The 25,660-nt window shown below is 72.3% G+C and carries 17 protein-coding genes; 9 read left to right on the top strand and 8 right to left on the bottom strand.

The genetic code is table 11. The features are described 5' to 3' along the window. Positions 1-123: 123 nt before the first annotated feature. From rfbB to ACF1AL_RS01875, 9 genes are all read left to right on the top strand, one after another. Positions 124-1,113 (top strand): dTDP-glucose 4,6-dehydratase, encoded by a 990-nt coding sequence (gene rfbB / locus ACF1AL_RS01915; RefSeq protein ID WP_366834546.1) that lies wholly within the window; start codon positions 124-126, stop codon positions 1,111-1,113. Beyond that, entirely contained in the window at positions 1,110-1,991 is an 882-nt protein-coding gene (gene rfbD, locus ACF1AL_RS01910) for a dTDP-4-dehydrorhamnose reductase (RefSeq protein ID WP_391779193.1), read from the top strand. The genes rfbB and rfbD overlap by 4 nt, the downstream gene beginning before the upstream one ends. After that, on the top strand, positions 1,988-3,256 hold the full coding sequence (locus ACF1AL_RS01905; protein WP_366834544.1) for a hypothetical protein: 1,269 nt from the start codon (positions 1,988-1,990) through the stop codon (positions 3,254-3,256). Before rfbD ends, ACF1AL_RS01905 begins: the two co-directional genes overlap by 4 nt. Before the next feature lie 165 nt (positions 3,257-3,421). Then, on the top strand, positions 3,422-3,817 hold the full coding sequence (locus ACF1AL_RS01900) for a DUF2304 domain-containing protein (protein ID WP_366834543.1): 396 nt from the start codon (positions 3,422-3,424) through the stop codon (positions 3,815-3,817). After that, positions 3,814-4,548, top strand: coding sequence for a glycosyltransferase family 2 protein (locus ACF1AL_RS01895; protein ID WP_386419382.1), 735 nt, complete (start codon positions 3,814-3,816; stop codon positions 4,546-4,548). Before ACF1AL_RS01900 ends, ACF1AL_RS01895 begins: the two co-directional genes overlap by 4 nt. 5 nt (positions 4,549-4,553) lie before the next feature. Next, positions 4,554-5,450: a glycosyltransferase family 2 protein gene (locus ACF1AL_RS01890; RefSeq protein WP_391825328.1), complete on the top strand. Its 897-nt coding sequence runs from the start codon at positions 4,554-4,556 to the stop codon at positions 5,448-5,450. A gap of 91 nt (positions 5,451-5,541) precedes the next feature. Beyond that, positions 5,542-7,755: a CDP-glycerol glycerophosphotransferase family protein gene (locus ACF1AL_RS01885; RefSeq protein WP_391825327.1), complete on the top strand. Its 2,214-nt coding sequence runs from the start codon at positions 5,542-5,544 to the stop codon at positions 7,753-7,755. Positions 7,756-7,824: 69 nt separating this feature from the next. Continuing rightward, complete coding sequence (locus tag ACF1AL_RS01880) at positions 7,825-11,394, top strand: CDP-glycerol glycerophosphotransferase family protein (protein WP_391825326.1); 3,570 nt, start codon at positions 7,825-7,827, stop codon at positions 11,392-11,394. 2 nt (positions 11,395-11,396) lie between these two features. Next, positions 11,397-12,941 carry a DUF6020 family protein gene (locus ACF1AL_RS01875; RefSeq protein WP_391694822.1) on the top strand — a complete coding sequence of 515 codons (1,545 nt, stop codon included), beginning with the start codon at positions 11,397-11,399 and terminating at the stop codon, positions 12,939-12,941. A 274-nt stretch (positions 12,942-13,215) separates the two neighbouring features. Here ACF1AL_RS01875 and obgE read toward each other — a convergent pair whose 3' ends face one another. From obgE to ACF1AL_RS01835, 8 genes are all read right to left on the bottom strand, one after another. Then, entirely contained in the window at positions 13,216-14,661 is a 1,446-nt protein-coding gene (gene obgE / locus ACF1AL_RS01870) for a GTPase ObgE (RefSeq protein WP_386911427.1), read from the bottom strand. A 130-nt stretch (positions 14,662-14,791) separates the two neighbouring features. Then, on the bottom strand, positions 14,792-15,046 hold the full coding sequence (gene rpmA, locus ACF1AL_RS01865; protein ID WP_103784733.1) for a 50S ribosomal protein L27: 255 nt from the start codon (positions 15,044-15,046) through the stop codon (positions 14,792-14,794). Between the two features lie 14 nt (positions 15,047-15,060). Next, entirely contained in the window at positions 15,061-15,381 is a 321-nt protein-coding gene (rplU, locus tag ACF1AL_RS01860) for a 50S ribosomal protein L21 (RefSeq protein ID WP_028422127.1), read from the bottom strand. A 199-nt stretch (positions 15,382-15,580) separates the two neighbouring features. Beyond that, positions 15,581-19,936 (bottom strand): ribonuclease E/G, encoded by a 4,356-nt coding sequence (locus ACF1AL_RS01855; protein WP_391825325.1) that lies wholly within the window; start codon positions 19,934-19,936, stop codon positions 15,581-15,583. A 262-nt stretch (positions 19,937-20,198) separates the two neighbouring features. Next, positions 20,199-20,987: a TIGR03936 family radical SAM-associated protein gene (locus ACF1AL_RS01850; protein WP_366834534.1), complete on the bottom strand. Its 789-nt coding sequence runs from the start codon at positions 20,985-20,987 to the stop codon at positions 20,199-20,201. A 46-nt stretch (positions 20,988-21,033) separates the two neighbouring features. Further along, positions 21,034-22,212: a hypothetical protein gene (locus tag ACF1AL_RS01845; protein ID WP_391825324.1), complete on the bottom strand. Its 1,179-nt coding sequence runs from the start codon at positions 22,210-22,212 to the stop codon at positions 21,034-21,036. Positions 22,213-22,277: 65 nt separating this feature from the next. Next, a complete protein-coding gene (locus tag ACF1AL_RS01840) occupies positions 22,278-23,483 on the bottom strand; it encodes an MFS transporter (RefSeq protein ID WP_391825323.1) in 1,206 nt (401 codons plus the stop codon). Positions 23,484-23,629: 146 nt separating this feature from the next. Further along, positions 23,630-25,591, bottom strand: coding sequence for a TIGR03960 family B12-binding radical SAM protein (locus tag ACF1AL_RS01835; RefSeq protein WP_366834531.1), 1,962 nt, complete (start codon positions 25,589-25,591; stop codon positions 23,630-23,632). Positions 25,592-25,660: the final 69 nt, after the last annotated feature.

Here is a 25,660-nt window from a genome sequence, read left to right as displayed (position 1 = left end):
GGTGAGACGGGGGTGAGAACGGCCACGGAACGGCGGCCGAACACGCATCCAACCAGGACCCAACGGGCACCCAGCCGGCACCGAACGGGAGGCCTCACGGCTGCGCCTAGGATAGTGGGCCTTATGAAGATTCTCGTCACCGGCGGCGCCGGATTCATCGGTTCACAGTTCGTGCGCGCCCTGCTTCTCGGAGAGCTGCCCTCCGGCGAGGGTGCCCAGGTCACCGTGCTGGACAACCTGACCTATTCCGGGAACGAGGCGAACCTCGCCCCGGTGGCCGGCAAGAGCGGCTACACGTTCGTGCACGGCGACATCCGCGACTTCGCGACCGTCGACGACGTGATGCGCGGCCAGGACGCGGTGGTGCACTTCGCCGCCGAGTCCCACGTGGACCGCTCGATCATGGACGCCTCGCCGTTCGTCACCACGAACGTGCTGGGCACGCAGGTATTGCTGGACGCCGCGAAGCGGCACGGCGTGGGCCGGTTCGTGCACGTCTCCACCGACGAGGTGTACGGCTCGATCGCCGAGGGCTCGTGGACCGAGGACTGGCCGCTGGCGCCGAACTCCCCGTACTCGGCCTCCAAGGCCGGCTCGGACCTGCTGGCGCTGTCGTACCACCGCACGCACGGCATGGACGTCGTGGTCACCCGCTGCTCCAACAACTACGGGCCGTACCACTTCCCCGAGAAGATGATCCCGCTGTTCACCACGAACCTGCTGGACGGCAAGAAGGTCCCGCTGTACGGCGAGGGCCTGAACGTGCGCGACTGGCTGCACGTGTCCGACCACTGCCGGGGCATCGAGATGGTGCTGCGCGGCGGCCGCGCCGGTGAGGTCTACCACATCGGCGGCGGCACCGAGGTCACCAACAAGGAGCTGACCGGGCTGCTGCTTCAGGCATGCGGCGCGGGCTGGGACATGGTCGAGCACGTCGAGGACCGCAAGGGCCACGACCTGCGCTACTCCCTGTCGATCGCCAAGATCCAGGAGGAGCTGGGCTACAAGCCGCTCGTCACCTTCGAGCAGGGCCTGGCCGACACCGTGCAGTGGTACCGCGACAACCGCGCCTGGTGGGAGCCGCTCAAGGAGAAGGCGGCGCTGACGGCATGACCCGGGTCCTCATCACCGGCGCGGCCGGCATGCTCGGCCGTGATCTGACCCACGTCCTCGGCGGGCGCGGGCTGCACGTAAACGCGGTGACGCGGCACGGGCTGGACATCACCGACGCCGACGCGGTGCGCGCGGCCGTCGCCGGTCACGACGTGGTGGTCAACGCCGCCGCGTGGACCGACGTGGACGGCGCCGAGACCGAGGAGGCCGCGGCCACCCGCGTCAACGGCGAGGGCCCCCGGGTGCTCGCCGAGGCGTGCGCCGGCAGCGGTGCCGTACTGATCCAGGTCTCCACCGACTACGTCTTCCCCGGCGACGCCACCGAGCCGTACCGGCACGACGCGCCCACCGCGCCGGTCAACGCCTACGGCCGCGGCAAGCTGGCCGGTGAGCAGGCGGTGACCGAGCTGCTGCCCGAGCGCGGCTATGTGGTGCGCACGGCGTGGCTGTACGGCGCGCACGGGCGCAACTTCGTCGCGACCATGCTGAAGCTGGCCGCGCAGCGCGACACCGTGGAGGTCGTCGACGACCAGCGCGGCCAGCCCACCTGGACGGTCGCGCTGTCCCGGCAGATCGCCGACCTCGCCGAGGCCGCCCTGGCCGGGCGGGCCCCGGCGGGCGTCTACCACGGCACCGCCTCGGGCACGGGCACCTGGTTCGACCTGGCCCGGGCCGCGTTCGAGCTGACCGGTCTGGACCCGGAGCGGGTGCGGCCGACGACGTCGGAGAAGTTCGTCCGGCCGGCCCGCCGCCCCTCCTACAGCGTGCTCGCGCACGAGCGGTGGGCCGAGGCGGGCGTCGCGGTGCAGCCGCACTGGCGGGAGCAGCTGGCCGAGGCGCTGAAGGTGATGGCCGGCGAGGAGCGGACGCGCGCGTGAGCCTCCTCGACCGCATCACCACGGCACTGCCGCAGGGCACCGCGTTCGTCGGCGCCGGCACCGCGGTGCTCGGCGTCGCCAGCTATGTCCATCTCGCGGCGGCGGGCCACACGCTCGCCGTCGACGACATGGCGAGCTTCTCGGTGCTGTGGACGGTGGTGTTCTCCATCGGGCTTGGCCTGTTCTTCCCGGTCGAGCAGGAGATCACCCGGATCGTCGCCGCGCGTGTGGTGCACGGTGACGGGGTGCTGCCGGTGCTGCGGCGCGGCGCCGCGCTCTCCGCGAGCCTGCTGGCGCTGGTGCTGGTGCCGCTCGTGGCGTTCGCCGGCTGGATCGCCGACCTGTTCTTCCACGGCGACACCAGCCTCGTGTACTCCCTCGCCGGTGCCTTCGCCGCGCTGGCGGTGGCCTACGTGACGCGCGGCATCCTCGCCGGACTCGGCCGCTTCCAGGCGTACGGCATGCAGCTGGGCCTGGACGGGGTGCTGCGGATCGTGCTGTCGGGGGCGCTGGCGGTGGCCGGCGTGACCTCGCCGTTCGCGTTCGCGGCCGTACTCACCGTGGCCCCGCTGCTGGCCGTACTGGCGACGCTCAAGCCGGTGTTCCAGGGGGCGAAGCCGGGGTCGCAGGCGCACTGGCGGGAACTGATCGAGCACCTCGGGCTGCTGGTCGGCTCGACCCTGCTCGCGCAGCTGCTCGTCAACATCGCGGTGATCAGCACCAAGGTGATCTCCACCGACGACGACGCGCTCGTCGCGGCGTTGCTGTCGGCGCTGGTGCTGGCCCGGGTGCCGCTGTTCGTCTTCGGCGCCTTCCAGGTGTCGCTGCTCGCGGGCCTGTCGTCGGCGGCGGCCGAGGGGGACACGCAGGGTTACCGCCGGCTGCTGCTGCGGGCCGCGTCGATCACGGCCGGGCTCGGCGTCGCCGGCGGACTGGGCGCGGTCGCGCTCGGACCCGCGATGCTGCCGACGGTGTTCGGCGCCCCCGATGTGCTCGGGGCCACGGACTTCGCCTGGCTGTCGGCCGGTACGACGCTGTACATGCTGGCCATGGTGCTGGGACAGGCGCTGCTCACCAGTAACGGTGCGCGACTGCAGTTGCTGTCCTGGGTGCTGGGCACGGCGGTGCTGATCGGGGTCACGCTGAGCCCGCTGGACCTGCGCACACGGGTCGAAGTGGCCTATACGGCAGGGTCACTGACGGTGGCCATCTGTATGTCACTCGCCATTCGCGCTCGTGTAAGCTACCGCCCGGTGCGCTCATAGGGTGACCGCCATTTCATCACTCTTCGTAACCGTCCCTCCGCGTGCAGCGGAGTTCCGGTCGGGTGGGTCCCTCAGCAGCCGCTATCCCCTGGTACACCCCTGGAAGAGTAGACAGGCCCTTTCCATGAGTCGTCCGATACACCGGAGTGCGGTATGCAGTTGTGGATGCTGACTTCGGTCACCGGAGTCGTCCTCGTCACGTGCATCGTGGAGCTGCTGCGGCGCCGCAAGCTCAAGGAGAAGTACGCGTTCCTGTGGGTGCTCACCGGACTGGTGATCATTCCGCTCGGGTTCTTCCCCTCGGGTCTGGACTCGGTGGCCCGCGTCGTCGGGGTCCGTTCCGGCGTCAGCCTCATCCTGTTCCTGAGCGTGGTCTTCCTCTTCATCGTCTCGCTCCAGCTGAGCTGGGAAGTCGGACATCTGGAGGAGGAGGGCCGCACCCTCTCCGAAGAGGTGGCGCTGCTCCGTATCGACGTCCAGGAGCTGCGGTCCCGTCTCGCCGAGTCGGAGACCCCCTCCGCGTCCTCCGCTTCCGCCGCCGAACAGGGGGAGACCAAGTGATCGACGGCAAGCGCGTTTTGATCATCATGCCCGCGTGGAACGAGGCGGACGGCGTCGCCGACGTCATCAAGGAGGTCCACGCCACCCTCCCGGGCGCCGACGTCCTCGTCGTGGACGACGGCTCCGCGGACGAGACCGCCGCGGTCGCCCGCGCGGCCGGCGCGACGGTGCTGAAGCTGCCGTACAACCTCGGGGTGGGCGGCGCCATGCGCGCCGGGTACAAGTACGCCCACGACCGCGAGTACGACGTCGCCATCCAGGTCGACGCCGACGGGCAGCACGACCCGCGCAACGTGCCCGAGCTGCTCGCCCGCCTCGACGCCGGCGCCGACCTCGTGATGGGCGCCCGGTTCGCCGGCACCGGCGAGTACCAGGCCCGCGGCCCGCGCCGCTGGGCGATGCTGGTGCTGGCGTTCTGGCTGTCCCGCATGGCGCGCACCAGGCTGACCGACGTCACCTCCGGCTTCCGGGCCTCCAACCGCGACCTGATCGACGTGTTCGCCCGCTGGTACCCGGTCGAGTACCTCGGCGACACCGTGGAGTCCACGATCGCCGTGATCCGCGCCGGCTACCGCGTCGAGCAGGTGCCCGTCGCGATGCGCCCGCGCACCACCGGCACCCCGAGCCAGTCCCCGCTGAAGGCCACCCTGTACCTGGGCCGCATCGGCATGATCCTGCTGCTCGCGTTCAGCCGCCGCTCGGTCCTCAAGCCCGCCCGGAACGGGAAGTGACGCGCGTGCGGACCGTGGACATCATGCTGCCGCACTACGGCGACACCGCCCTGATGCAGGCAGCCGTGCAGAGCGTGCTGGACCAGACCGACAAGGACTGGCGGCTCACCGTCGTCGACGACGGCCGCGAGCCGGGCGTCCCGGAGTGGTTCGCCTCGCTCGGCGACGAGCGCGTGCGCTACCTGCGCAACGAGCAGAACCTCGGCATCACCCGCAACTTCCGCAAGTGCGTGGAGCTGGTGGAGTCGACGCACTTCACCATGCTCGGCAGCGACGACCTGCTGCTGCCGACGTACGTCGAGACGATGCGGGCGGCGGTCGAGGCCGTCCCGGACGCGGCGATCTACCAGCCCGGCGTCGAGGTCATCGACGAGCACGGCAACCCCTCCACCTCGCTCGGCGACGAGGTCAAGCGGCGCCTGTACGCGCCCAAGCACAACGGCCGCCGCCTGGTGCTGTCGGGCGAGCCGCTGGCCGCGAACCTGCTCGGCGGGAACTGGCTGTACTTCCCGTCGATCCTGTGGCGCGCCGACGCCGTCAAGGCGGTCAACTTCCGCGAGGACCTCTCGGTCATCCAGGACCTCGCGCTGATCATCGAGCTGATCCGGCGCGGCGAGAAGCTGGTCGTGGAGCCCACCCCGGCGTTCCGCTACCGGCGCCACTCCGGCAGCCTGTCCTCGGCGGAGGCCGTCACCGGCGCCCGCTTCGGCGAGGCCGTACGGTTCTTCAACGAGGTGGCCGACGAGCTGGACCGCCACGGCTGGCCCAAGGCCGCCCGGTCCGCGCGGCGGCACCTGTCCATGCGGCTGCACGCCCTGACGATGCTGCCCGGCGCGCTGCGCCACAAGCAGTCCGACGCCACGCGCCGTCTGCTGAGGTACGCCCTGACCAGATCCGAGTGACGTCCCGCCCCGGGGCGGGCGGCTGCCCGCCCCCCACTCCCGCCCCGCGGCACCGCGCCCCGCTTCCCCCCTCCGAAAGCGCAAAGCCCACATGATTCCCACGCAAGCCCAGGACAGCGCCACGCCCCGGTTCAGCATCGTCGTGCCGGCGTACGGGGTCGAGGCCTATCTGCGCGACTGTCTCGACTCGGTGCTCAGCCAGTCCTTCACGGACTTCGAGGTCATCGCGGTCAACGACGCCTCACCCGACGCGTGCGGCGCGATCATGGACGAGTACGCGGGCCTGGACTCGCGCGTGGTGGCGGTGCAGCTGGAGCAGAACGTGGGGCTCGGCCGGGCGCGCAACGCCGGCATGGCCCGCGCCCGGGGCACCTATCTGATCTTCCTGGACAGCGACGACACGCTGCTGCCCGGCTCCCTGCAGGCCATCGCGCGCCGCCTGGAGGAGACCGGCGACCCCGAGCTGCTGGTCTTCGACTACGAGCGCACCTACTGGGACGGCCGGGTCTCCCCCAACGCCAAGCGGTCGGTGCTCTCCGACGGCCCGCGGGGCGCCTTCCGCCTGGACGACCACCCCGATCTGCTGCAGCTGCTGCAGGTCGCCTGGAACAAGGCCTACCGCCGCGACTTCGTGGAGCGCTGGGGCTTCGAGTACCCGGCCGGCTACTACGAGGACACCCCGTGGACGTACCCGGTGCTGGTGGCCGCGGAGACGATCGCCCTGCTGGACCGGGTGTGCGTGCACTACCGCCAGCGCCGCCAGGGCTCGATCCTGTCCTCCTCCAGCCGTAAGCACTTCGACGTCTTCGACCAGTACGACCTGGTCTTCTCCTTCCTCGACCAGCACCCGCAGTTCGACCACTGGCGCGGACCGCTGTACGAGCGCATGACCTTCCACCTGGGCGTCATCGAGCGGATGCCGGGACGGCTGCCCGCCGACGCGCGCGCCGAGTTCCGCGCCCGGCGGCTCGACGCCGAGCGCGCCCGCCGCCCCGAGGGCTACCGCGCGCCGAAGACCGCCTCGGCCACGCCGGCCAGGCGCCGCCTCGCCCAGCGGCTCCCGGGACGGCTGCGTCCCGTCGCGCGCCGCGCCTACCGCGCCGCCCGCCGGCTGAAGAAGCCGGTGCGCTCGGTGGTGCTGCGGGCGTACTACCGGGGCCAGCGGATGCTGCCGGTGCGCAAGGACACCGCCGTCTTCGCCGCGTACTGGAACGCCGACTACGCCTGCAACCCGGCGGCCATCCACCAGAAGCTGCTGGAGCTCGCCCCGCACGTGAAGACCACGTGGGTGCTCAAGCCGGGCGCGCGCAACACGCCGCCGGCCGGGACCACCGTGGTGCGACCGGGCTCGTGGGGCTTCTGGAAGGCGATGGCCCGCAGCAAATACTTGGTCAACAACGTCAATTTTCCGACGCTGGTCGTCAAACGACCGGGTCAAATCTTCGTACAGACCCATCACGGCACGCCGCTCAAGCGGATGGGCGTGGACCTCGTCGACTACCCGATCGGCCAGGCCGATCTCGACATGGAGACGCTGATCAAGCGGATCGACCGCTGGGACTACAGCATCTCCGCCAACAGCTTCACCACCGCGATCTGGAACCGCGCCTACCCGGCCGAGTACACCTCCCTCGACTACGGCTACCCGCGCAACGACGTGCTGGTCAACGCCACGGAGGAGGACCGGGCGCGGGCCCGCGCCAAACTCGGTCTCGCCGCGGGGCAGAAGGTCGTGCTGTACGCGCCGACCCACCGCGACTACCAGGCCGTGCCCAAGCCGCTGCTGGACCTGGAGCACTTCGCCGAGCGGCTCGGCGACGGCTTCACGGTGCTCGCGCGCGTGCACTACTTCAACCTGGGCACCGGCCCGGGCGCCGCGGACGGCTCGCCGGTCGTCGACGTGAGCGGGTACCCGTCGGTGGAGGAGCTGTACCTGGCGGCAGACTGTCTCCTGACGGACTACTCCTCGCTGATGTTCGACTACGCGCTGCTGGACCGGCCGATCGTCCTGTTCGCCAACGACTGGGAGGTGTACCGGGCCACCCGGGGCACGTACTTCGACATTCACGTAGAGTCGCCCGGCCACGTGGTGGAAACCGAACAGGACCTCCTGGACGTCTTCCTCACGGGGCGCTGGTGCGACGACACCTCCGCCAAGGCGCGCGCCGAGTTCCGCAGGCGGTTCTGCGAGTTCGACGACGGCCGGGCGGCGGAGCGTGTGGTACGCAGGGTTTTCCTGAACCAGGAGGACGTCCCGCCGGTGACCCTTCCGGCGGAGCGTCCGAGCCGCATCGCGCGGGGCTAGAGCTACCGTGTCCGGCGGGTCCGGTCACCGCCGGACACTTACGAACCTGAGAAAGGCGCAGTACCGCAGATGCCTCCCCGTCTGTCACTAGTCGTTCCCGTGTACAACGTGGAACTCTTCCTCGACGAGTGCCTGCAGTCGATCGCGGACCAGACGTTCACCGACTGGGAGGCAATCGTCGTGGACGACGGCTCCACGGACGGCAGCCTGGCGATCGCCGAGAGGTGGGCGGCGAAGGACGACCGGATCCGCGTCGTCGCGCAGGAGAACAAGGGCCTCGGCCCGGCCCGCAACACCGGCGTGGCCCACCTGTCCGAGGGCACCGAGTTCCTCGCGTTCGTCGACAGCGACGACGTCGTGCTGCCCGACGCCTACGAGCGGTGCATCGCCAGCCTGGAGGCGTCCGGCTCGGACTTCGTCAGCGGCAACGTCAACCTGCTCAAGGCCGGCGAGGTCCTTCCCTCCCCGCTGCACGAGAAGCGGCTGCGCACCGACCGCACCCGCACCCACATCAGCCGCGACAAGAACCTCGTCTACGACCGCACCGCCTGGAACAAGGTCTTCCGCCGCTCGTTCTGGGACAGGCACGCCTTCGAGTTCCCCGGCATCCTCTACGAGGACGCCCCGGTCACCCTGCCCGCGCACTTCCTGGCCTCCGCGGTCGACGTGCTCGGCGAGCCGATCTACCTGTGGCGCCAGCGCACCGGCGGCGCCCCCTCCATCACCCAGCGCCGCACCGAGCCGGTCAACGTCCGCGACCGCATCCGCTCCTGCGACCGGGTCAGCCGCTTCCTCGCCTCCCAGCCCGGCGAGGAGTACGTCGCCCACAAGCGCTGGTACGACGAGATCTTCATCACCGACGAGCTGCCGCTGTTCATGGGCGTGCTCGACGAGGCCGGCGACGAGTTCCGCGAGCTGTTCATGAGCGGCGCCGCCGACTTCCTCAGCCGCGTCGACGACGCCGTCTTCCCCCGGCTGCCCGTCGCGCTGCGGCTGAAGTGCCACCTGATCGGCGAGGGCCGCCTCACCGAGCTGATGGAACTGCTCGCCTACGAGCGTGAGACCGGCCGGGCCGTCCCCGTGGTCCGCCAGGGCCTGCGGCACTTCGCCGACTACCCGGTGCTCGACCGCGGCAAGAAGCCCGTGCCGCGCTCGGTGCTGCGCGTCGACAACGACTTCTCCGCCCGCGCCCGCGCCGAGGCCCTGGTCTGGCGCGACGGCAAGCTGCACATCGAGGGCCACGCCTACATCCGCAACCTCGCCGCCGAGCGGCCGCAGCGCACCGCGCTGCGCGTGCTGATGCTGCGCGAGGTCGGCAGCCGCCGCACCGTCCTGGTCAAGCCCGGGCAGGCCCGCGCGCTGCGCGCCACGCAGACCTCCGGCCAGTCGCTGCACAACTACGACTGGTCCGGCTTCACCGCCGACCTGAACCCGGCCAAGCTCAAGGCGCGCGGCGGCTGGCGGGACGCCGTGTGGCGGCTCACCGTCACCACCGTCCAGCAGGGCATCGTGCGCCGCACCCGGCTCAAGGCCGGCGAGACCGGCAGCGCGCAGTCCCCGTCGCCGTTCTGGGTGGACAAGGACGTGCGGGTCGTGCCGTACATCTCCGACGAGCACCTCTACCTGCGGGTGGAGCGGGTGCGCGCGCGGCTGACCGGCCACCGGGCCGAGGACGGCCACCTGGTGCTGACCGGCACGCTCGGCCACGACGCCGCCACCGGTGACGCGCCGCTCACCCTGCGCCTGACCCACGGCACCTCCGAGGCGACCCTCGACCTGCCGGTGCGGCGGGAGGCCGGCGGGACGTTCTCCGTGCGGGTGCCGCTCGCCGAGCTGGACGTCGAGGGCCGCGACAGCCAGAACCTGCACCAGTCCGACAAGTGGGCGGCCGAGCTGGCCGTCGGCGGCAAGCGCCGCTTCCCGGTCGCCGTGGACGCCGCCGAGGGCGACCTGGGCCGCCAGCACTCCGTGGACGGCCTGCCCACCGCCGCCTGGGGCGCCCGCGCGATCGCCGTCACCAGCGACGGCACCGGCCGCCTGGTGCTGCGCACCCAGCCCGTGCAGCCGATGGCGGGCGAGATCTCCGTCACGCCCGAGGGCCGCATCGCGTTCACGGCGACGCTGCCCACGCACGTCGACGAGCCGGTCGAGATCGTCGTACGGCACAGCCGGCACGCCGAGGAGCACGCCTACCCGGCGACCGTCGCCGACGGCCGGCTGACCGCCGAGTTCCTGCCCGTGCCGGACAGCATCAGCAAGGTGCCGCTGCGCCAGGGCCGCTGGTACCTGTTCGCCCGCACCGGCGATTCCCGCGTCGAGGTGCCCGTGCGGGCCGTGCCGTCCGCGCTGGACGCCCTGCCCGTCGACTTCACCGTGCGCGGCCGGGACTACACGCTCACCCACCGCTTCTTCGACCGGCTGCTGATCGAGGCCGCCTCGGACCTCGCCCCGGGCGAGGTCGGCTGGTTCCGCCAGCGCGAGCTGCGCACCAAGGTGTACGCGCACGCCCGCACCGCGCCGCTCACCGACACCGTGCTGTACGCGTCGTTCTCCGGCCGCCAGTTCTCCGACTCGCCGCGCGCGGTCTACGAGCAGCTGCTGCGCCAGGGCGCGGACCTGGAGCACGTGTGGGTGGTGGAGGACCTGCGCGCCGAGATCCCCGAGGGCGTGAAGGTCATCCGGCGCTGGAGCCGCGAGTGGTACGAGGCGCTCGGCCGCAGCCGCTACATCGTCACCAACACGCACCTGCCGCACTGGATCCGCCGCCGGGACGGCCAGGTCATCGTGCAGACCTGGCACGGCACGCCGCTCAAGCGGATCGGCCACGACATCGACAGCGTCCAGTTCGCCGACCGCAAGTACCTGCAGAAGGTCGCCGAGGAGACGCCGAGCTGGTCCTTCCTCATCTCCCCCAACCGGTTCTCCACGCCGATCATGCGGCGGGCGTTCCAGTTCGAGGGCGAGATCCTGGAGTCCGGCTACCCGCGCAACGACGTGCTGCTCTCCGGCGAGACGGAGGAGCTGGCCAAGAGCGTGCGCGAGCGGATCGGCCTGCCGGCCGACAAGAAGGTCGTGCTGTACGCGCCGACCTGGCGCGACGACCAGTTCTACCGGGCCGGCAACTACAAGTTCGACATGCGCCTGGATGTGAAGAAGGCCGCCGAGCGCCTCGGCGACGACCACGTCCTGCTCGTGCGCAAGCACTCGAACATCGTCGACGCGGTGCCCGGCGCCGGCGACGGCTTCGTCTTCGACGTGTCCAGCTACCCGGACATCGCCGAGCTGTTCCTGATCACCGACGTGCTGGTCACCGACTACTCGTCGCTGATGTTCGACTTCGCGAACACCGGCCGTCCCATGCTGTTCTTCACGTACGACCTGGAGTACTACCGCGACCAGCTGCGGGGCTTCTACTTCGACTTCGAACAGAAGGCCCCCGGTCCACTGCTGCAGACCTCGGACGAACTCATCGACGCGCTCGCCGACATCGAGCGGATCAGCGGCTCCTACACGGACGCCTACCGGGAGTTCAAGGACGTGTTCTGCGATCTCGACGACGGCCACGCCGCCGAGCGTGTGATCTCCCGGATGCTGGAACTCGCGCACCCCGACCAGTCCACCGAGCCCGCGGAGCGTTGAGAGTGCCCACGATCCCCAGAGCCGTCGCAGAGCGCCTGGAGCGCATCCCGGCCCGTCGCCGGATGCCCCTGGCCGTCTATGCCGTCACGCAGGTCATCTTCCTGCTGTGGTGGGCGGCCTTCTACCCGGGCGGGATGAGCTACGACTCGATCGCCTACGTCTGGCACGTCACCACCGGGCACTGGATGTCCAACCACTCGGTGGCCTACGACGGGCTGGTCTGGCTCTCCCTGAACATCACCGGTGACCTGGCGCTGCTGACGTTCGCGCAGAGCGTCGCCATGGCCGCGGCGCTGGCGTACGTGGCGATGACGCTGCGCCAGTTCGGCGTGCCGGGCAAGTGGAGCGCGACGGCCACGATCGCGGTGGCGGCGCTGCCGTCGATCGGCTCGTTCACCATCTTCGTGTGGAAGGACGTGCCGTTCGTCATCGGCTCCGTGGTCGCGTTCGGCGCGGCCGGGCGGCTGGTCGTGCGGCGGATGCGCGGCCGGCAGGCGGTGCGCGACAAGGCGTTCCGCAACGACGTCGCGATGCTGTTCACCGGCTTCCTGGCGATGGGCCTGTTCCGCAACAACGGCCTGCTCGTCGCGGTCCTCGCCGCGCCGGTGCTGCTGCTCGTGCTGCCGAGGATGCGCCGGGCGATGCTCGTCGCCACGGTCATCCCGGCGGTGATCGCCGGTGTCCTGCAGGTCGCGATCTACCCCGCGCTGGGCGTGATCACCCCGACCAAGGACCAGGTGTACGCGATGAACTACGCGGACATCGCGGTGGTCTACGGCAAGGCCCCGTGGACCTTCTCCAAGTCGGACAAGGCACTGATGGCCAAGGTGGCGCCGCTGTCCCACTGGAGCGGCCGGGCGGCCAACTGCTACAACGCCGACTGGGCGATGCAGAAGCCGATGAACCGCAAGAAGGCCGCCGAGTACAACGACCAGCTGATGGACCTGTGGATGCGGGTCCTGCAGCGCACCCCGGACCAGATGATCGGGGCGCGGCTGTGCCGCTCCCACATCGCCTGGTCGCCGTTCCCGGGTCCCGCGGACAAGATGGGCCAGACGCTGATCAGCGCCCCGTCCGTGCCGAAGAACCTGTTCGGCTGGGCCGACTGGAACCAGGACATCAAGCACAGCGAGTACCGGCCCGTCCTGAAGATCCGCCCGCTCAGCGACTCGCTGCACAAGCTGGCGTTCTTCTCCTGGAAGGCCAGCAAGACGCCGCAGCTGCAGTGGCTGCTGTGGCGGGGCGCCACCTGGTGCTACGCGGCGTACGCGATCTTCCTGACGTTCTCCCGCCGGCAGCGCTCCTGGGCACCGCTGGCCATGATGTCCATCCCGCTGGCGCTGCAGCTGACGGTGGTGGCGGCCAACCCGGCGCCGCTCGCCCGGTACATGTTCGCGCCGCTGTTCCTGGGCATCCTGACGCTGCCCCTGATCGCCGCGAAGCCGCGCTTCGGCCGGCAGGACGGGGGCAGGCCGGACCCGTCGGGCCCACCGGAGCAGGCGGACGAGCCGTCTGCGGCGGACCGTGACCCGGAGCCGGTGGCATAAGACGCCCGCTCGTCGAGAAGGGCCCGCCCGCATCTCCCCTCGGGGAGGCGCGGGCGGGCCCTTTCGCCGTCTCGTGCTGCTCGTACCTGTCCTGGCCCGCACCCGTACCCGCCGGGCGGTGTGGGTGCCGTGCGCCGTGCTGGGGCTGCTGGGTGCCGCGCCCGGCGTGTCGGGCGACGGCCTGCTCGGCGCGGCTCGTCAAGCGCTGAGCCTGCGGCAGTACGTGCAACCGGGCGGCGGCTTTCGTCCGCCGCCGCCCGGCATCGACCTCTGTTTAGAACGGGTCGAAGTCGTCGAACTCGCGCTCCGCCTCGTCCCGTTCGGCCTGGCGGTCCCTGCGGCGCTGGGCCGCGGGACGCGGGGCGTCGAAGCGGTGGTCCTCACCGCGCCGGCCGAGCATCTCGGCGCCCGCCATCGCGGTCGGCTCCCAGTCGAAGACGACCGCGTTCTCCTCGGGGCCGATGGCGACGCCGTCGCCGGAGCGGGCGCCCGCCTTCATCAACTCCTCTTCCACGCCGAGGCGGTTGAGCCGGTCGGCGAGGTAGCCGACGGCCTCGTCGTTGTTGAAGTCGGTCTGGCGCACCCAGCGTTCGGGCTTCTCGCCGCGCACCCGGAACAGCGGCTCGCCGCCGATGTCCTCACGAGTGACGGTGAACCCGGCGTCGTCGACCGCCTTGGGCCGGATGACGATGCGGGTGGCCTCCTCCTTGGGCTTGGCGGCACGCGCCTTCGCCACCAGGTCGGCCAGCGCGAACGACAGCTCCTTCAGGCCCATGTGGGCCACCGCCGACACCTCGAAGACGCGGTAGCCGCGCGCCTCCAGGTCGGGGCGCACCATGTCGGCGAGGTCCTTGCCGTCGGGCACGTCGATCTTGTTGAGGACGACGATGCGCGGACGGTTGTCGAGGCCGCCGTACTGGCGCAGCTCCTCCTCGATGACGTCGAGGTCGGAGACGGGGTCGCGCTCGGACTCCAGGGTCGCCGTGTCCAGCACGTGCACGAGCACACTGCACCGCTCCACGTGGCGCAGGAACTCCAGGCCCAGGCCGCGGCCCTGGCTGGCGCCGGGGATGAGGCCGGGGACGTCGGCGATGGTGTAGACGGTGGAACCGGCGGTGACCACACCGAGGTTCGGCACCAGCGTGGTGAACGGGTAGTCCGCGATCTTCGGCTTCGCCGCGGAGAGCACCGAGATCAGCGAGGACTTGCCGGCGCTCGGGTAGCCGACCAGCGCCACGTCGGCGACGGTCTTCAGCTCCAGCACGATGTCGCGCAGGTCGCCGGGCTCGCCGAGCAGCGCGAAGCCGGGCGCCTTGCGGCGGGCGGAGGCCAGCGCGGCGTTGCCGAGGCCGCCGCGGCCGCCCTGCGCGGCGACGTAGGAGGTGCCGTGGCCGACGAGGTCGGCGAGGACGTTGCCGGCCTTGTCCAGGACGACGGTGCCGTCCGGCACGGGCAGGACCAGGTCCTGGCCGTCCTTGCCGGAGCGGTTGCCGCCCTCGCCGGGCTTGCCGTTGGTGGCCTTGCGGTGCGGGGAGTGGTGGTACTCCAGCAGCGTGGTCACGGACTGGTCGACGGTGAGGATCACGTCGCCGCCGCGGCCGCCGTTGCCGCCGTCCGGGCCGCCGAGCGGCTTGAACTTCTCACGGTGGACGGAGGCACAGCCGTGGCCTCCGTTACCCGCGGCGACATGCAGTTCGACGCGGTCCACGAAGGTGGTCATGGTGGGGTGCCTCCAGAAACGTACGAGAGTCTCGTGGTACGAGATGTCTTCGGTGTAACACGCGAAAGGCGGACCCGCCTTCCCGACCGGGAAGTGAGGTCCGCCTCGCGAAAGCTTCCGATCAGCCGACTCAGGCGACCGGAACGATGTTCACGACCTTGCGGCCACGGAAGGTGCCGAACTGCACCGAACCGGCCTGCAGGGCGAACAGCGTGTCGTCGCCGCCGCGGCCGACGCCCGCGCCCGGGTGGAAGTGGGTGCCACGCTGGCGGACCAGGATCTCACCCGCGCTGACGACCTGACCGCCGAAGCGCTTCACGCCGAGCCGCTGGGCATTGGAGTCGCGACCGTTCCGGGTGGACGATGCGCCCTTCTTGTGTGCCATTTCTCCTCAGTCCCTTACTTCGCGGCCGTGGGGATCGACGTGACCTTGATCGCCGTGTACTGCTGGCGGTGGCCCTGACGACGGCGGTAGCCGGTCTTGTTCTTGTAGCGCAGAATGTCGATCTTCTGGCCCTTGTGGTGGTCCACGACCTCGGCCTGGACCTTGATGCCGGCCAGCACCCACGGGTCGCTGGTCACGGAGTCGCCGTCGACAACGAGCAGGGTCGAGAGCTCGACCGTGTCGCCAACCTTGGCAGTGGAAATCTTGTCAACCTCAACGATGTCGCCGACAGCAACCTTGTGCTGGCGACCACCGCTGCGCACGATGGCGTACACGCGGATCTCACTCTCTCGCTCGGGGAACGGCACCCCCGCAGGCCAGCCGCCCGCCATCGCGGACGACCTCTCCCGGTCAGCCGTGTGCCCGGGAGGAAGAGGTTTACGGGGATGTGGCGTGCTCATGGGGCACGCCGACGGTCTAGGTTACGGGGCCCGGCCCGCAAGGGTCAAACCGGGCCCCGTGTGACCTGATCGGTCAGGACTCGTCGGCGGAGGCCGAGACGGACGGGGCCGTCTGCTGCGCCGCCGCGGTCTTCTTGGCGGTCGTCTTCTTGGCCGCCGCCTTCTTCGTCGTCGTCTTCTTGGCCGCGGTCTTCTTCGCGGCCGTCTTCTTGGCCACCGTCTTCTTGGTGGCGGCCTTCTTCGCCGTGGCCTTCTTGGCCGCCTTGCGGGCGGTCTTCTTGGCCGGGGCGGCCTCGGCCTCCTCGGCGGCCGGCGCGTCGGCGGCGGCCTCCTCGGGAGCGTCGGCGGGCGCCTGCGGCTCCGCGGCCGGCAGGACCACGACGGCGGCCTCCACCGGTGCGGTCGGCGCGGTCGCCTTGCGCACGGCCCGGCGCCGCGGACGGGCCGGAGGGGCGGGCTCGGCGGCGGCCTCGGCGGCCGGGGCCTGCGCCTCGGCGGCCGGCTCGGCCGGCGCCTCGACGGGCTTGGCCTCGGCGGGCGCGCTCTCCGCGACCGTCACCACGGCCGCCTCGGCACCGGCGGGCGAACCGGCCGGCGCGGACACCCGGCGGGTGGCGCGACGGCGGGTACGGCCCTGCGGTGCGGGCTGCTCGGCGGCCGGCGCCTCGGGCGCCGCGACGACGGCGTCCTCGACGGCGGCGGGCTCGGCCAGCGCCTCGGCGGCCGGCTCGGGCCGCACGGGACGCTCGGCCTCCTGCTCGGCGGTCACCGCCTGCGCGGTGGGCGCCTGCGGCTCGGTCTCCCGCGCCTTGCGGGCCTTCGGCTCCTGCGCCTTCGCCCGCTCCGGCCTACCGGACTCCGCCTCGGGAGCCTCTGCCTTCGGGGACTCGGCCGGGGCCTCCGACCTGGGCGCGCCCGCCGGGGCGGACGCCCGGCGGCTGGAGCGGCGCCGGGTGCGGCCACCGCGGGACACCGCGGCCTCTGCCTCGGCGATGCTGCTGTACAGCTCCTCGTCCGGGGCGAAGGCGGGCTCGGGCAGCGCCAGGGGCTCGGCGGCCTCCGCGGCCACCTCGGCCTCGGTCTCGGCCTCCTGCTCGGCGCTCGGCGCGGTCCGCACCGACGCCTCGGCCACCGCCTCGTGCTCGTGGTCGTGCTGCTCGGCGGCGCCGGCCCGCGCGCGCTTCTTGCGCTTGCCGCCGCCGTTGGAGCTCGCCTGGTCGAGGTGGACGATGACACCGCGGCCGTTGCAGTGGACACAGGTCTCGGAGAAGGACTCCAGCAGGCCCTGGCCGACGCGCTTGCGCGTCATCTGCACCAGGCCCAGCGAGGTCACCTCGGCGACCTGGTGCTTGGTGCGGTCGCGGCCCAGGCACTCCAGCAGACGGCGCAGCACCAGGTCCCGGTTGGACTCCAGCACCATGTCGATGAAGTCGATCACGATGATGCCGCCGAGGTCGCGCAGCCGCAGCTGGCGCACGATCTCCTCGGCCGCCTCCAGGTTGTTCCTGGTGACCGTCTCCTCGAGGTTGCCGCCCTGACCGGTGAACTTGCCGGTGTTGACGTCGATGACGACCATCGCCTCGGTCCGGTCGATCACCAGCGAACCGCCGCTGGGCAGCCAGACCTTGCGGTCGAGCGCCTTGGCGAGCTGCTCGTCGATCCGGTACGTCGCGAAGACGTCGACCTCGCTGGTCCAGCGCTGCAGACGGTCGGCGAGGTCCGGGGCGACGTGCGCGACGTACCCGTGGATCGTCTGCCACGCCTCGTCACCGCTGACGATGACCTTGGTGAAGTCCTCGTTGAAGATGTCGCGCACGACCCGGACGGTCATGTCCGGCTCGCCGTACAGCAGCGTGGGCGCGTTGCCGCCGTTCTTCGCCTTCTTCTGGATGTCCTCCCACTGCGCCTGCAGCCGCTCGACGTCACGGCGCAGCTCGTCCTCGCTCGCGCCCTCGGCGGCGGTGCGCACGATGACGCCCGCGTCCTCGGGGACGATCTTCTTGAGGATGGTCTTCAGCCGGGCCCGCTCGGTGTCGGGCAGCTTGCGGCTGATGCCGGTCATCGAGCCCTCGGGCACGTACACGAGGTAGCGGCCCGGCAGGGAGACCTGGCTGGTCAGACGCGCGCCCTTGTGGCCGATCGGGTCCTTGGTGACCTGCACCAGGACCGACTGGCCGGACTTGAGCGCGGACTCGATACGGCGCGGGCCGTTCGCCATGCCCAGCGCCTCGAAGTTGACCTCGCCGGCGTACAGCACGGCGTTGCGGCCCTTGCCGATGTCGATGAAGGCGGCCTCCATCGACGGCAGGACGTTCTGCACCTTGCCGAGGTAGACGTTGCCGACGTACGAGGTCGACTGCTCCTTGTTGACGTAGTGCTCGACGAGCACGCCGTCCTCCAGGACGCCGATCTGCGTGCGGTCGCCGTGCTGGCGGACGACCATGACGCGCTCGACGGCCTCGCGGCGGGCCAGGAACTCGGCCTCGGTGATGATCGGCACGCGGCGGCGGCCCTGCTCGCGGCCCTCGCGGCGGCGCTGCTTCTTGGCCTCCAGACGCGTGGAGCCCTTGATGGACTGCACCTCGTCGGACGGCTCGCTCTTCTCGCGGGCCGGGCGCGGCTCGCGCACCTTGACGACGGTGCGCTCGGGGTCGTCGGCGGACGGCTCGGCCTCGGTGGAGCTGTCACCGGCGCGACGGCGGCGGCGACGGCGGCGACGGCTGCCCGCGGTGGAGCCGGACTCCTCGCCCGTGCGCTCCTCGGCGGCTTCCGCGGCCTCTTCGTCGTCTTCCTCGACCTGCTCGGCGGTGTCCTCGGCGTCCTGCGCGGCCTGCTCGGCGGCGAGCTCGTCGGCGTCGCCCTCGGCGCCGTCGGCGGAGTCACCGCGGCGACGGCGACGGCCACCGCGGCGGCGGCGACGGCGGGAACCGGTCTCCTCGCCGTCCTCGGAATCGGCGGCGTCCTCGGCCTGCTCGTCGGCCTCCTCCGCCTCCTCGTCGGCGGCGGCGGTCTCCGTCTCGACGGGCGTCTCGGCGGTGCGCTCCGGCTCCTCGGCGGCGCCCCGGCGACGGCGGCGACGGCGCGAGCCGGCCTGCTCCTCCGCGGGCTCCGCGGCCTGCGCGGGCTCCTCGCTCTCCACGGGCCGGGCCTCGGCGGCCGCCTCGGCGGCGGCGCGCTCCGGGGTCTGGAACATCGGCTCGGTGAACACGGGCGCCTGGAAGACGGCGACCGCGGGGCGCGCGGGGCGGCGCGGCGAGTCCTCGGACTCGGCGGCGGTCTGCGCGGGCGCGGCGAACCCGGTCGCCGCACGGCGCTCGACCCGGCGGCGGCCACGGCGCGGCGCGCCCTCCTCGGCCTGCTCGGCGGCGGGGGCCTCCTGCGCGGGGGCCTCGCCCTTCGCGGCACGGGAGGCGGGCTCGCCGACGCCGGCCACGGCGGCGGCCTCGGTGTCGACACCGGCCACGGGGGTCTCGGCGGTCACGGGCGTCTCGGTGGCCTCGGCGGGGGCGCCGGCGGGCGCGGACGAGCGGCGGGTGACCCGGCGACGGGAACGGCCCTTGGGGGCGGCCTCCTCGGCGGGGGCCTGCGCGGGGGCTTCCACGGCGGCGGGAACGGCCGTCTCGGCGGGCTGCTCCTCGCGGGCGGCGGCCGGGGCGGCGGTCTCGCCGGCCTCGGGAGTCTCGGTGGCCTCGGCGGCGGCCGGGGCGCCGGCGGGCGCGGAGGCACGGCGGGTCGCGCGGCGCCGCGTACGGCGGCCGGACGCGGCCTCTTCCTCGACGGCGGGGGCGTCCTGCGCGGCGGGAGCCTCGGCCGCACCGCTGTCGGCGGCGGCAGCGGGCTGCGCGGCCGGGACGACGGTCTCGGCGGCCTCCGCGGCGGCGGGGGCGCCGGCGGGCGCGGACGCCCGGCGGGTGACCCGGCGACGGGAACGGCCCTTGGGAGCGGCCTCCTCGGCGGGGACCTCCGCGGCGGGCGTCTCGGGCGCGGACTCCGTCACAGCGACCTCACCGGTCTCGTCGGTCTCTTCGTCCTCGTCGGTCTCCTGCGCACCGGCGGCAGCGGCGGGCACCACCGTCTCGGCGGTCTCCGCGGACGCGGGGGATCCGGCGGGCGCGGAGGCACGGCGGGTCGCGCGGCGCCGCGTGCGGCGGGCCGGAGCGGCCTCCTCGGCGGCCTCGGTGTCCAGGGCCGGCGCCTCGGCGACGGCGGCCTCCTCCTCGGCCTCGGCGTTCACCGCGGCGGTGACGGCCTCGGGGGCCGTGGCGGCCGGTATGGCCGGCTCGACCGTCTCGACGGGCGCGTCGGAGGTGGTGCGGGCCGGCGGTCCGGCCGGTCGGGAAGCGGCACGGCGCCGACGACGCGGCGGCAGGGTGTCGCTCGGAGTGTTCTGTTCTTCGGAACCCTGGGTGGGTTCGGTCGGCTCGAGCATGCGGGCGTATCTCCCGTCAGGCTCCCGGGCGCCGCGCCTGGTCCGGCGTCGATCGTGACGATCGATCGCCGCTGACGTCCGCGGCTCGCGCGGTGCGCGGTGCCGCCGTCCGGGGCGCGGGCGCCGCTCGGGAGCTTTCTGTGTCCTGTCTCGCCGGTTCCGTACGCCTTGTCGCGTACGGCCTGGCGAAAGTCTTCTGGTCGGTGCGCTGCCCGACCCAGGTGGCTCCCGAGTACGAGGGCGGCGCTTACGACGTCCGTCCCTACGCGGAACCTTCCGGCGTCGGCGCCGTCGCGGCGGCAGCCGGCGCGGCCGTTGTCAGGGCCGCTGCTGCCTCGCGGTCGGGCGCGAGCGGGTCGGTCACCGTGCCGGTCTCTTCATCGAACAGCCCCTGCGCCAGCCTGGTCACCGCTGCGGGGACCGGCGGCGCCAGGTCGGCCACGGCGCGGAGACCGGACAGGACGTCGTCGGGTCGTACGGCAGGCGTCACGTGCCGAACAACCAGCCGCAGTATCGCACAGGGCTGGTCGCTCGGCCTATCAGCCGTCGAACTGAGCGTTTCGGTGGCCTCCAGGCTCACGACGGCCGGGCGGGCGTCGAAGGTGCGCATGCCGTTCTTGGTCAGGCGCTGGACCTCGACGGTCTCGGCCGTGGTGAAGGCGTCCACCGCGCGGCGCGCGTCGGCCGGGTCCACGCCGTCCAGCCGCAGCTCCCACACGGAAGCCGTGAGCCGGTCGGCGAGCCCGGACGTGTGCGCCTCGACCGCCTCGATGACGTCGAGCCCGGTGGGCAGCGACTCGTCGAGGAGGACGCGCAGTTGCTCCGGGTCACGCGGCTCGGTGAGCGCGATCTCCAGGTACTCCGCCTCACTGCCCGTGCCGGTGGGTGCGGCATTGGCGTACGACACCTTCGGATGCGGCGTGAACCCCGCCGAGTACGCCATGGGTACGTCGGCGCGGCGCAGCGCGCGCTCGAAGGCGCGCTGGAAGTCGCGGTGGCTGGTGAACCTCAGGCGGCCGCGCTTGGTGTAGCGCAGTCGGATGCGCTGCACCGCGGGTGCGGGCGGCGGGCCTTCGGGCTGTCGCTTGCCCAGTGTCCTAGTCCTTCGTGAGAGCGGTCGTACGTCTATCAAGAGTACGTGTCTCGTGGCCCGCGGGTTCCCGCCGGGCCACCGCCTCCCTCGGACGAGGGTCGCCGAACAGGGCCCGCCTCAGGTCGGCCCGGGTCTGCCGCGCCGTCTCCCGGGCCGCGGCGAGCACCTGCCGCACGGCCCGTCCGGCCCCGCGGGCGGCCTCGGCTGCGGGCCGCAGGACGGCGTCGCGCAGCACGTGCCCGACGGGGGTGAGCACGCTGCGGTACACCCAGCGCACGGGCTCCACGAGGGTCCACCGCAGGAGATAGGCGAGGAAGCGGCCCACGGCGAGCGAGATACGCCCGGCGATCCGCCACGCGTGCCCGAGGGCGGCGCCGGCCTCGCGGGCGACGACGGCGAGGAGACGTCCGACGGGCACGAGCACCCACCGCCACACGGCGAGCGCCGGCAGCACCAGGAGCACCCGGGTGATCCAGTACAGGCCGGTCCCGGCCCCCGTGACGAGCATCCCCAGCGCCCACACCACGCCCCGGGCGCACCAGGCGACCGCCCGCCCCGCCGGGACGAGCACCCAGGTGTACAGCCAGGCGGCCGGGACGACGACCAGGTACCGCACGAGCCACACCACGGGGACGACGACCAGGTACCGCACGAGCCAGGCGAGCACCGCGTACGCCCCGGCGCCGAGCGCCGCGAGCACCAGCCCGATCCCGCGCAGCACCCACAGCACCCCGTGCCCCACCGGCGTCAGCACGCGCGCGTACAGCCACGCCAGCGCCCAGCCGATCCCCGACGCCACCCACGCGATCCCGGCGCCGAGGCCGCGCGCCGCCCACGACAGGGCGTGCCCGACGGGTGTGAGCACCCGCCGGTACAGCCACACCGCCGGCAGCACGAGCAGCGCGTTCAGCAGCCAGGCGAGCCCCTTGCCGAGCGGCACGAGGACATGACGCCACAGCGCCACGAACGGCCACACGAGCAGGGCGCGCGCCAGCCACAGCAGGGCCCGGCCGAGCGGCCGCAGCACCGCGTCCCGCAGCACCCGGCCGGCGACGACCAGCGCGTCCCACACCATGCGCACCGGCACGACCAGCACCAGCACGACGATCCGCACGGGCAGGCGGACGGCGACGACCAGGCACCCCTCGGGCTCCCGCCGCGGCGGCGGCTTCTCCAGCTCCATGCCTGACAGGACGCCGCAGAGGGCCGTACGGATGCACGAGGGCGGGAGGACCGCCGGGCCTCCGGTCAAGGACGGCGCACCGGACGGCCCCGGGACGAGCGTCCCCCGGCGACGAAGCAGCCGGCCACCGCCACGCCGGCGCCGAGAAAGAGCAGGGTCCGGTAGCCCGCCGCGTGCACGAGGGGCCCGCCGGCGGCGCCGGCCAGGGAGAGGCCCACGAAGAGTGCGCTGTTGTTCCAGGACAGCACGGCGGTCGCCCGGCCGGGGAACAGGTCGACCAGGTGCCGCTGCTGGGCGGGGAAGAAGCCGTAGGCGGCGCACGCGAACAGGCCCAGCGCGCAGGCCAGCGCCCAGGTGACCGGGAACAGCAGGGCCACGGCGGCCTCCAGCACCGCCGTCAGCGCCAGCGCCGCCCGGGTGATCCGCACCGCGTCACCCCGGTCCGCCAGCCGGCCCCCCACCTGACCGCCCACGACGGCGCCGACGCCGTACACGACCAGCAGCCAGGTGACGGCGGTGGCCCTGCCGTCGGCGTGCAGCGCGATCGCCAGGAACGTGTACAGCGTGTACACGGCGAAGGCCCACAGGGTCGTGACCGCGACGGCCCGCAGCGCGAGGCCCGCACCGGAAAGCCCGGCCCGCGGGGGCGCCCCGGCCGGGGCGACGGGCGCCGGGGCGGGCCGGGCACGCCAGACGACGGCGTGCGGGAAGGCCAGCAGGAAGGTGCCCGCGGCCAGGATGACGAACGCGGCCTGCCAGCCGACGTACCGCCCCAGCAGCGAACCGGCCGGCGCGCCCACCCACAGCGCGGTCAGCAGTCCCGATCCCACCACGGCCAGCACCTGCGCCCGGTTCTGCGGCCGCGCACGGGTGCTGACCAGGACGTACACGGTGGGACCGGTCGCGGCGGCCGCGGCCCCGGCGACCACGCGGGCCGCCAGCAACATCCCGAAGCCGGGCGCCAGCGCGGTGCCGACGTTGGCCGCCGAGAACAGCACGAGCGCCACCACCAGGACCATGGCGCGGTCCCGGCGGTCGGAGAGCCGGCCGGCCAGGGGCGAGGCGACCACGTAGGCGATCGAGAAGGCGGTGACCAGCAGGCCGGTGCTCGCCGCGGAGAGGGAGAACGCCGCGGCGATGTGCGGCAGCAGCGGCGCCACCACGAAGAGGTCGGTGCCCACCAGGAACTGCGTCAGCCAGGCCAACACGACCGGCCCGGCGGACAGAGAGCCCACCACGTCCCCCGCCGGCTCCCCCCGGGACGACCACATGATCCGACGCTAGATCCCCACCCCCATGCCGGCCAGCGGGACGCGGACGACAGGGTGCACGGCACTCCCCCGCCGCCCGCGAACGGCCGAGCCCCCTGCCCACGCGGGGCAAGGGGCTCGGTCGGGTGTCGGGTGGGGTGGCGGCGTCAGTGGGTGTGGCCGCTGGCGGCGGGGGTGGGGGCGGCGTTCTTGACCGTCAGGGGCAGGAGCTTCTTGCCGGTCGGGCCGATCTGGATGTGGGTGTCCATCGCCGGGCAGACGCCGCAGTCGAAGCACGGGGTCCAGCGGCAGTCCTCGACCTCGGTCTCGTCGAGGGCGTCCTGCCAGTCCTCCCACAGCCAGTCCTTGTCGAGGCCCGAGTCGAGGTGGTCCCAGGGCAGGACCTCCTCGTAGGTGCGCTCGCGGGTCGTGTACCAGTCGACGTCGACGCCGTAGGGGGCCAGCGCCTTGTCGGCGCACTGCATCCAGCGGTCGTAGGAGAAGTGCTCGCGCCAGCCGTCGAAGCGGCCGCCGTCGTCGTAGACCGCGCGGATGACGGCGCCGACACGGCGGTCACCGCGCGAGAGCAGGCCCTCGACGATGCCCGGCTTGCCGTCGTGGTAGCGGAAGCCGATGGAGCGGCCGTACTTCTTGTCGCCGCGGATCTTGTCGCGCAGCTTCTCCAGGCGGGCGTCGGTCTCCTCGGCGGACAGCTGCGGCGCCCACTGGAACGGGGTGTGCGGCTTGGGCACGAAACCGCCGATCGACACCGTGCAGCGGATGTCGTTCGACTTCGACACCTCGCGGCCCTTGGCGATGACCCGCGTCGCCATGTCGGCGATCTGCAGGACGTCCTCGTCGGTCTCGGTGGGCAGGCCGCACATGAAGTACAGCTTCACCTGCCGCCAGCCGTTGCCGTACGCGGTGGCGACCGTGCGGATCAGGTCCTCCTCCGAGACCATCTTGTTGATGACCTTGCGCATGCGCTCGGAACCGCCCTCGGGGGCGAAGGTCAGACCGGAGCGACGGCCGTTGCGGGTCAGCTCGTTGGCCAGGTCCACGTTGAAGGCGTCGACGCGGGTGGAGGGGAGGGAGAGGCCGATCTTGTCGTCCTCGTAGCGGTCCGCGAGGCCCTTGGCGATGTCGCCGATCTCGCTGTGGTCCGCGGAGGACAGGGAGAGCAGGCCGACCTCCTCGAAGCCGGTCGCCTTCAGGCCCTTCTCGACCATCTCGCCGATGCCGGTGATGGAGCGCTCGCGCACCGGGCGGGTGATCATGCCGGCCTGGCAGAAGCGGCAGCCGCGGGTGCAGCCGCGGAAGATCTCCACGGACATGCGCTCGTGCACCGTCTCGGCCAGCGGGACCAGCGGCTGCTTGGGGTAGGGCCACTCGTCGAGGTCCATGACCGTGTGCTTGGACACGCGCCACGGCACGCCGGAGCGGTTCGGTACGACACGGCTGATCCGGCCGTCCGGGAGGTACTCGACGTCGTAGAACTGCGGGATGTACACCGCGCCGGTCTTCGCCAGGCGCAGCAGCACCTCCTCGCGGCCCCCGGGGCGGCCCTCGGCCTTCCACTCCTTGACGATCTTCGTGATGTCGAGGACGGCCTGCTCGCCGTCGCCGATGACGGCGGCGTCGATGAAGTCGGCGATCGGCTCCGGGTTGAAGGCGGCGTGCCCGCCCGCCACGACGATCGGGTCGTCGAGCGTGCGGTCCCTGGCCTCCAGCGGGATGCCGGCGAGGTCGAGCGCGGCGAGCATGTTCGTGTAGCCCAGCTCCGTGGAGAAGCTGAGGCCGAACACGTCGAACGCCTTCACCGGCCGGTGGCTGTCCACCGTGAACTGCGGCACCCCGTGCTCACGCATGAGCTGCTCGAGGTCCGGCCACACGCTGTAGGTGCGCTCGGCGAGGACGCCCTCCTGCTCGTTGAGGACCTCGTAGAGGATCATGACGCCCTGGTTGGGCAGGCCGACCTCGTACGCGTCCGGGTACATCAGCGCCCAGCGGACGTCACAGCTGTCCCAGGGCTTGACGGTGGAGTTCAGTTCGCCGCCCACGTACTGGATCGGCTTCTGCACATGCGGGAGCAGGGCTTCGAGCTGCGGGAACACCGACTCGACAGACATCGGGGGAACCTTCGTGAGCTGACAGGGGTGACCATCAAGCGTAACCCGGTCGGCGGCGTCCTCCGTACG

Origin of the sequence: Streptomyces sp. NPDC014801 (assembly GCF_043082085.1) — a bacterium.
Lineage (GTDB): Bacteria > Actinomycetota > Actinomycetes > Streptomycetales > Streptomycetaceae > Streptomyces.
This window is presented reverse-complemented; position numbering and strand designations above follow the sequence as displayed.

What these genes read in the sequence shown, in the direction of transcription:
- rfbB (WP_366834546.1), top strand. Translation starts at nt 124, where the DNA reads ATGAAGATTCTCGTCACCGGCGGCGCCGGATTCATCGGTTCACAGTTC.
- rfbD (WP_391779193.1), top strand. Translation starts at nt 1,110, where the DNA reads ATGACCCGGGTCCTCATCACCGGCGCGGCCGGCATGCTCGGCCGTGAT.
- ACF1AL_RS01900 (WP_366834543.1), top strand. Translation starts at nt 3,422, where the DNA reads ATGCTGACTTCGGTCACCGGAGTCGTCCTCGTCACGTGCATCGTGGAG.
- ACF1AL_RS01885 (WP_391825327.1), top strand. Translation starts at nt 5,542, where the DNA reads ATGATTCCCACGCAAGCCCAGGACAGCGCCACGCCCCGGTTCAGCATC.
- ACF1AL_RS01880 (WP_391825326.1), top strand. Translation starts at nt 7,825, where the DNA reads ATGCCTCCCCGTCTGTCACTAGTCGTTCCCGTGTACAACGTGGAACTC.
- obgE (WP_386911427.1), bottom strand. Translation starts at nt 14,661, where the DNA reads ATGACCACCTTCGTGGACCGCGTCGAACTGCATGTCGCCGCGGGTAAC.
- rpmA (WP_103784733.1), bottom strand. Translation starts at nt 15,046, where the DNA reads ATGGCACACAAGAAGGGCGCATCGTCCACCCGGAACGGTCGCGACTCC.
- ACF1AL_RS01855 (WP_391825325.1), bottom strand. Translation starts at nt 19,936, where the DNA reads ATGCTCGAGCCGACCGAACCCACCCAGGGTTCCGAAGAACAGAACACT.
- ACF1AL_RS01845 (WP_391825324.1), bottom strand. Translation starts at nt 22,212, where the DNA reads ATGGAGCTGGAGAAGCCGCCGCCGCGGCGGGAGCCCGAGGGGTGCCTG.
- ACF1AL_RS01840 (WP_391825323.1), bottom strand. Translation starts at nt 23,483, where the DNA reads ATGTGGTCGTCCCGGGGGGAGCCGGCGGGGGACGTGGTGGGCTCTCTG.
- ACF1AL_RS01835 (WP_366834531.1), bottom strand. Translation starts at nt 25,591, where the DNA reads ATGTCTGTCGAGTCGGTGTTCCCGCAGCTCGAAGCCCTGCTCCCGCAT.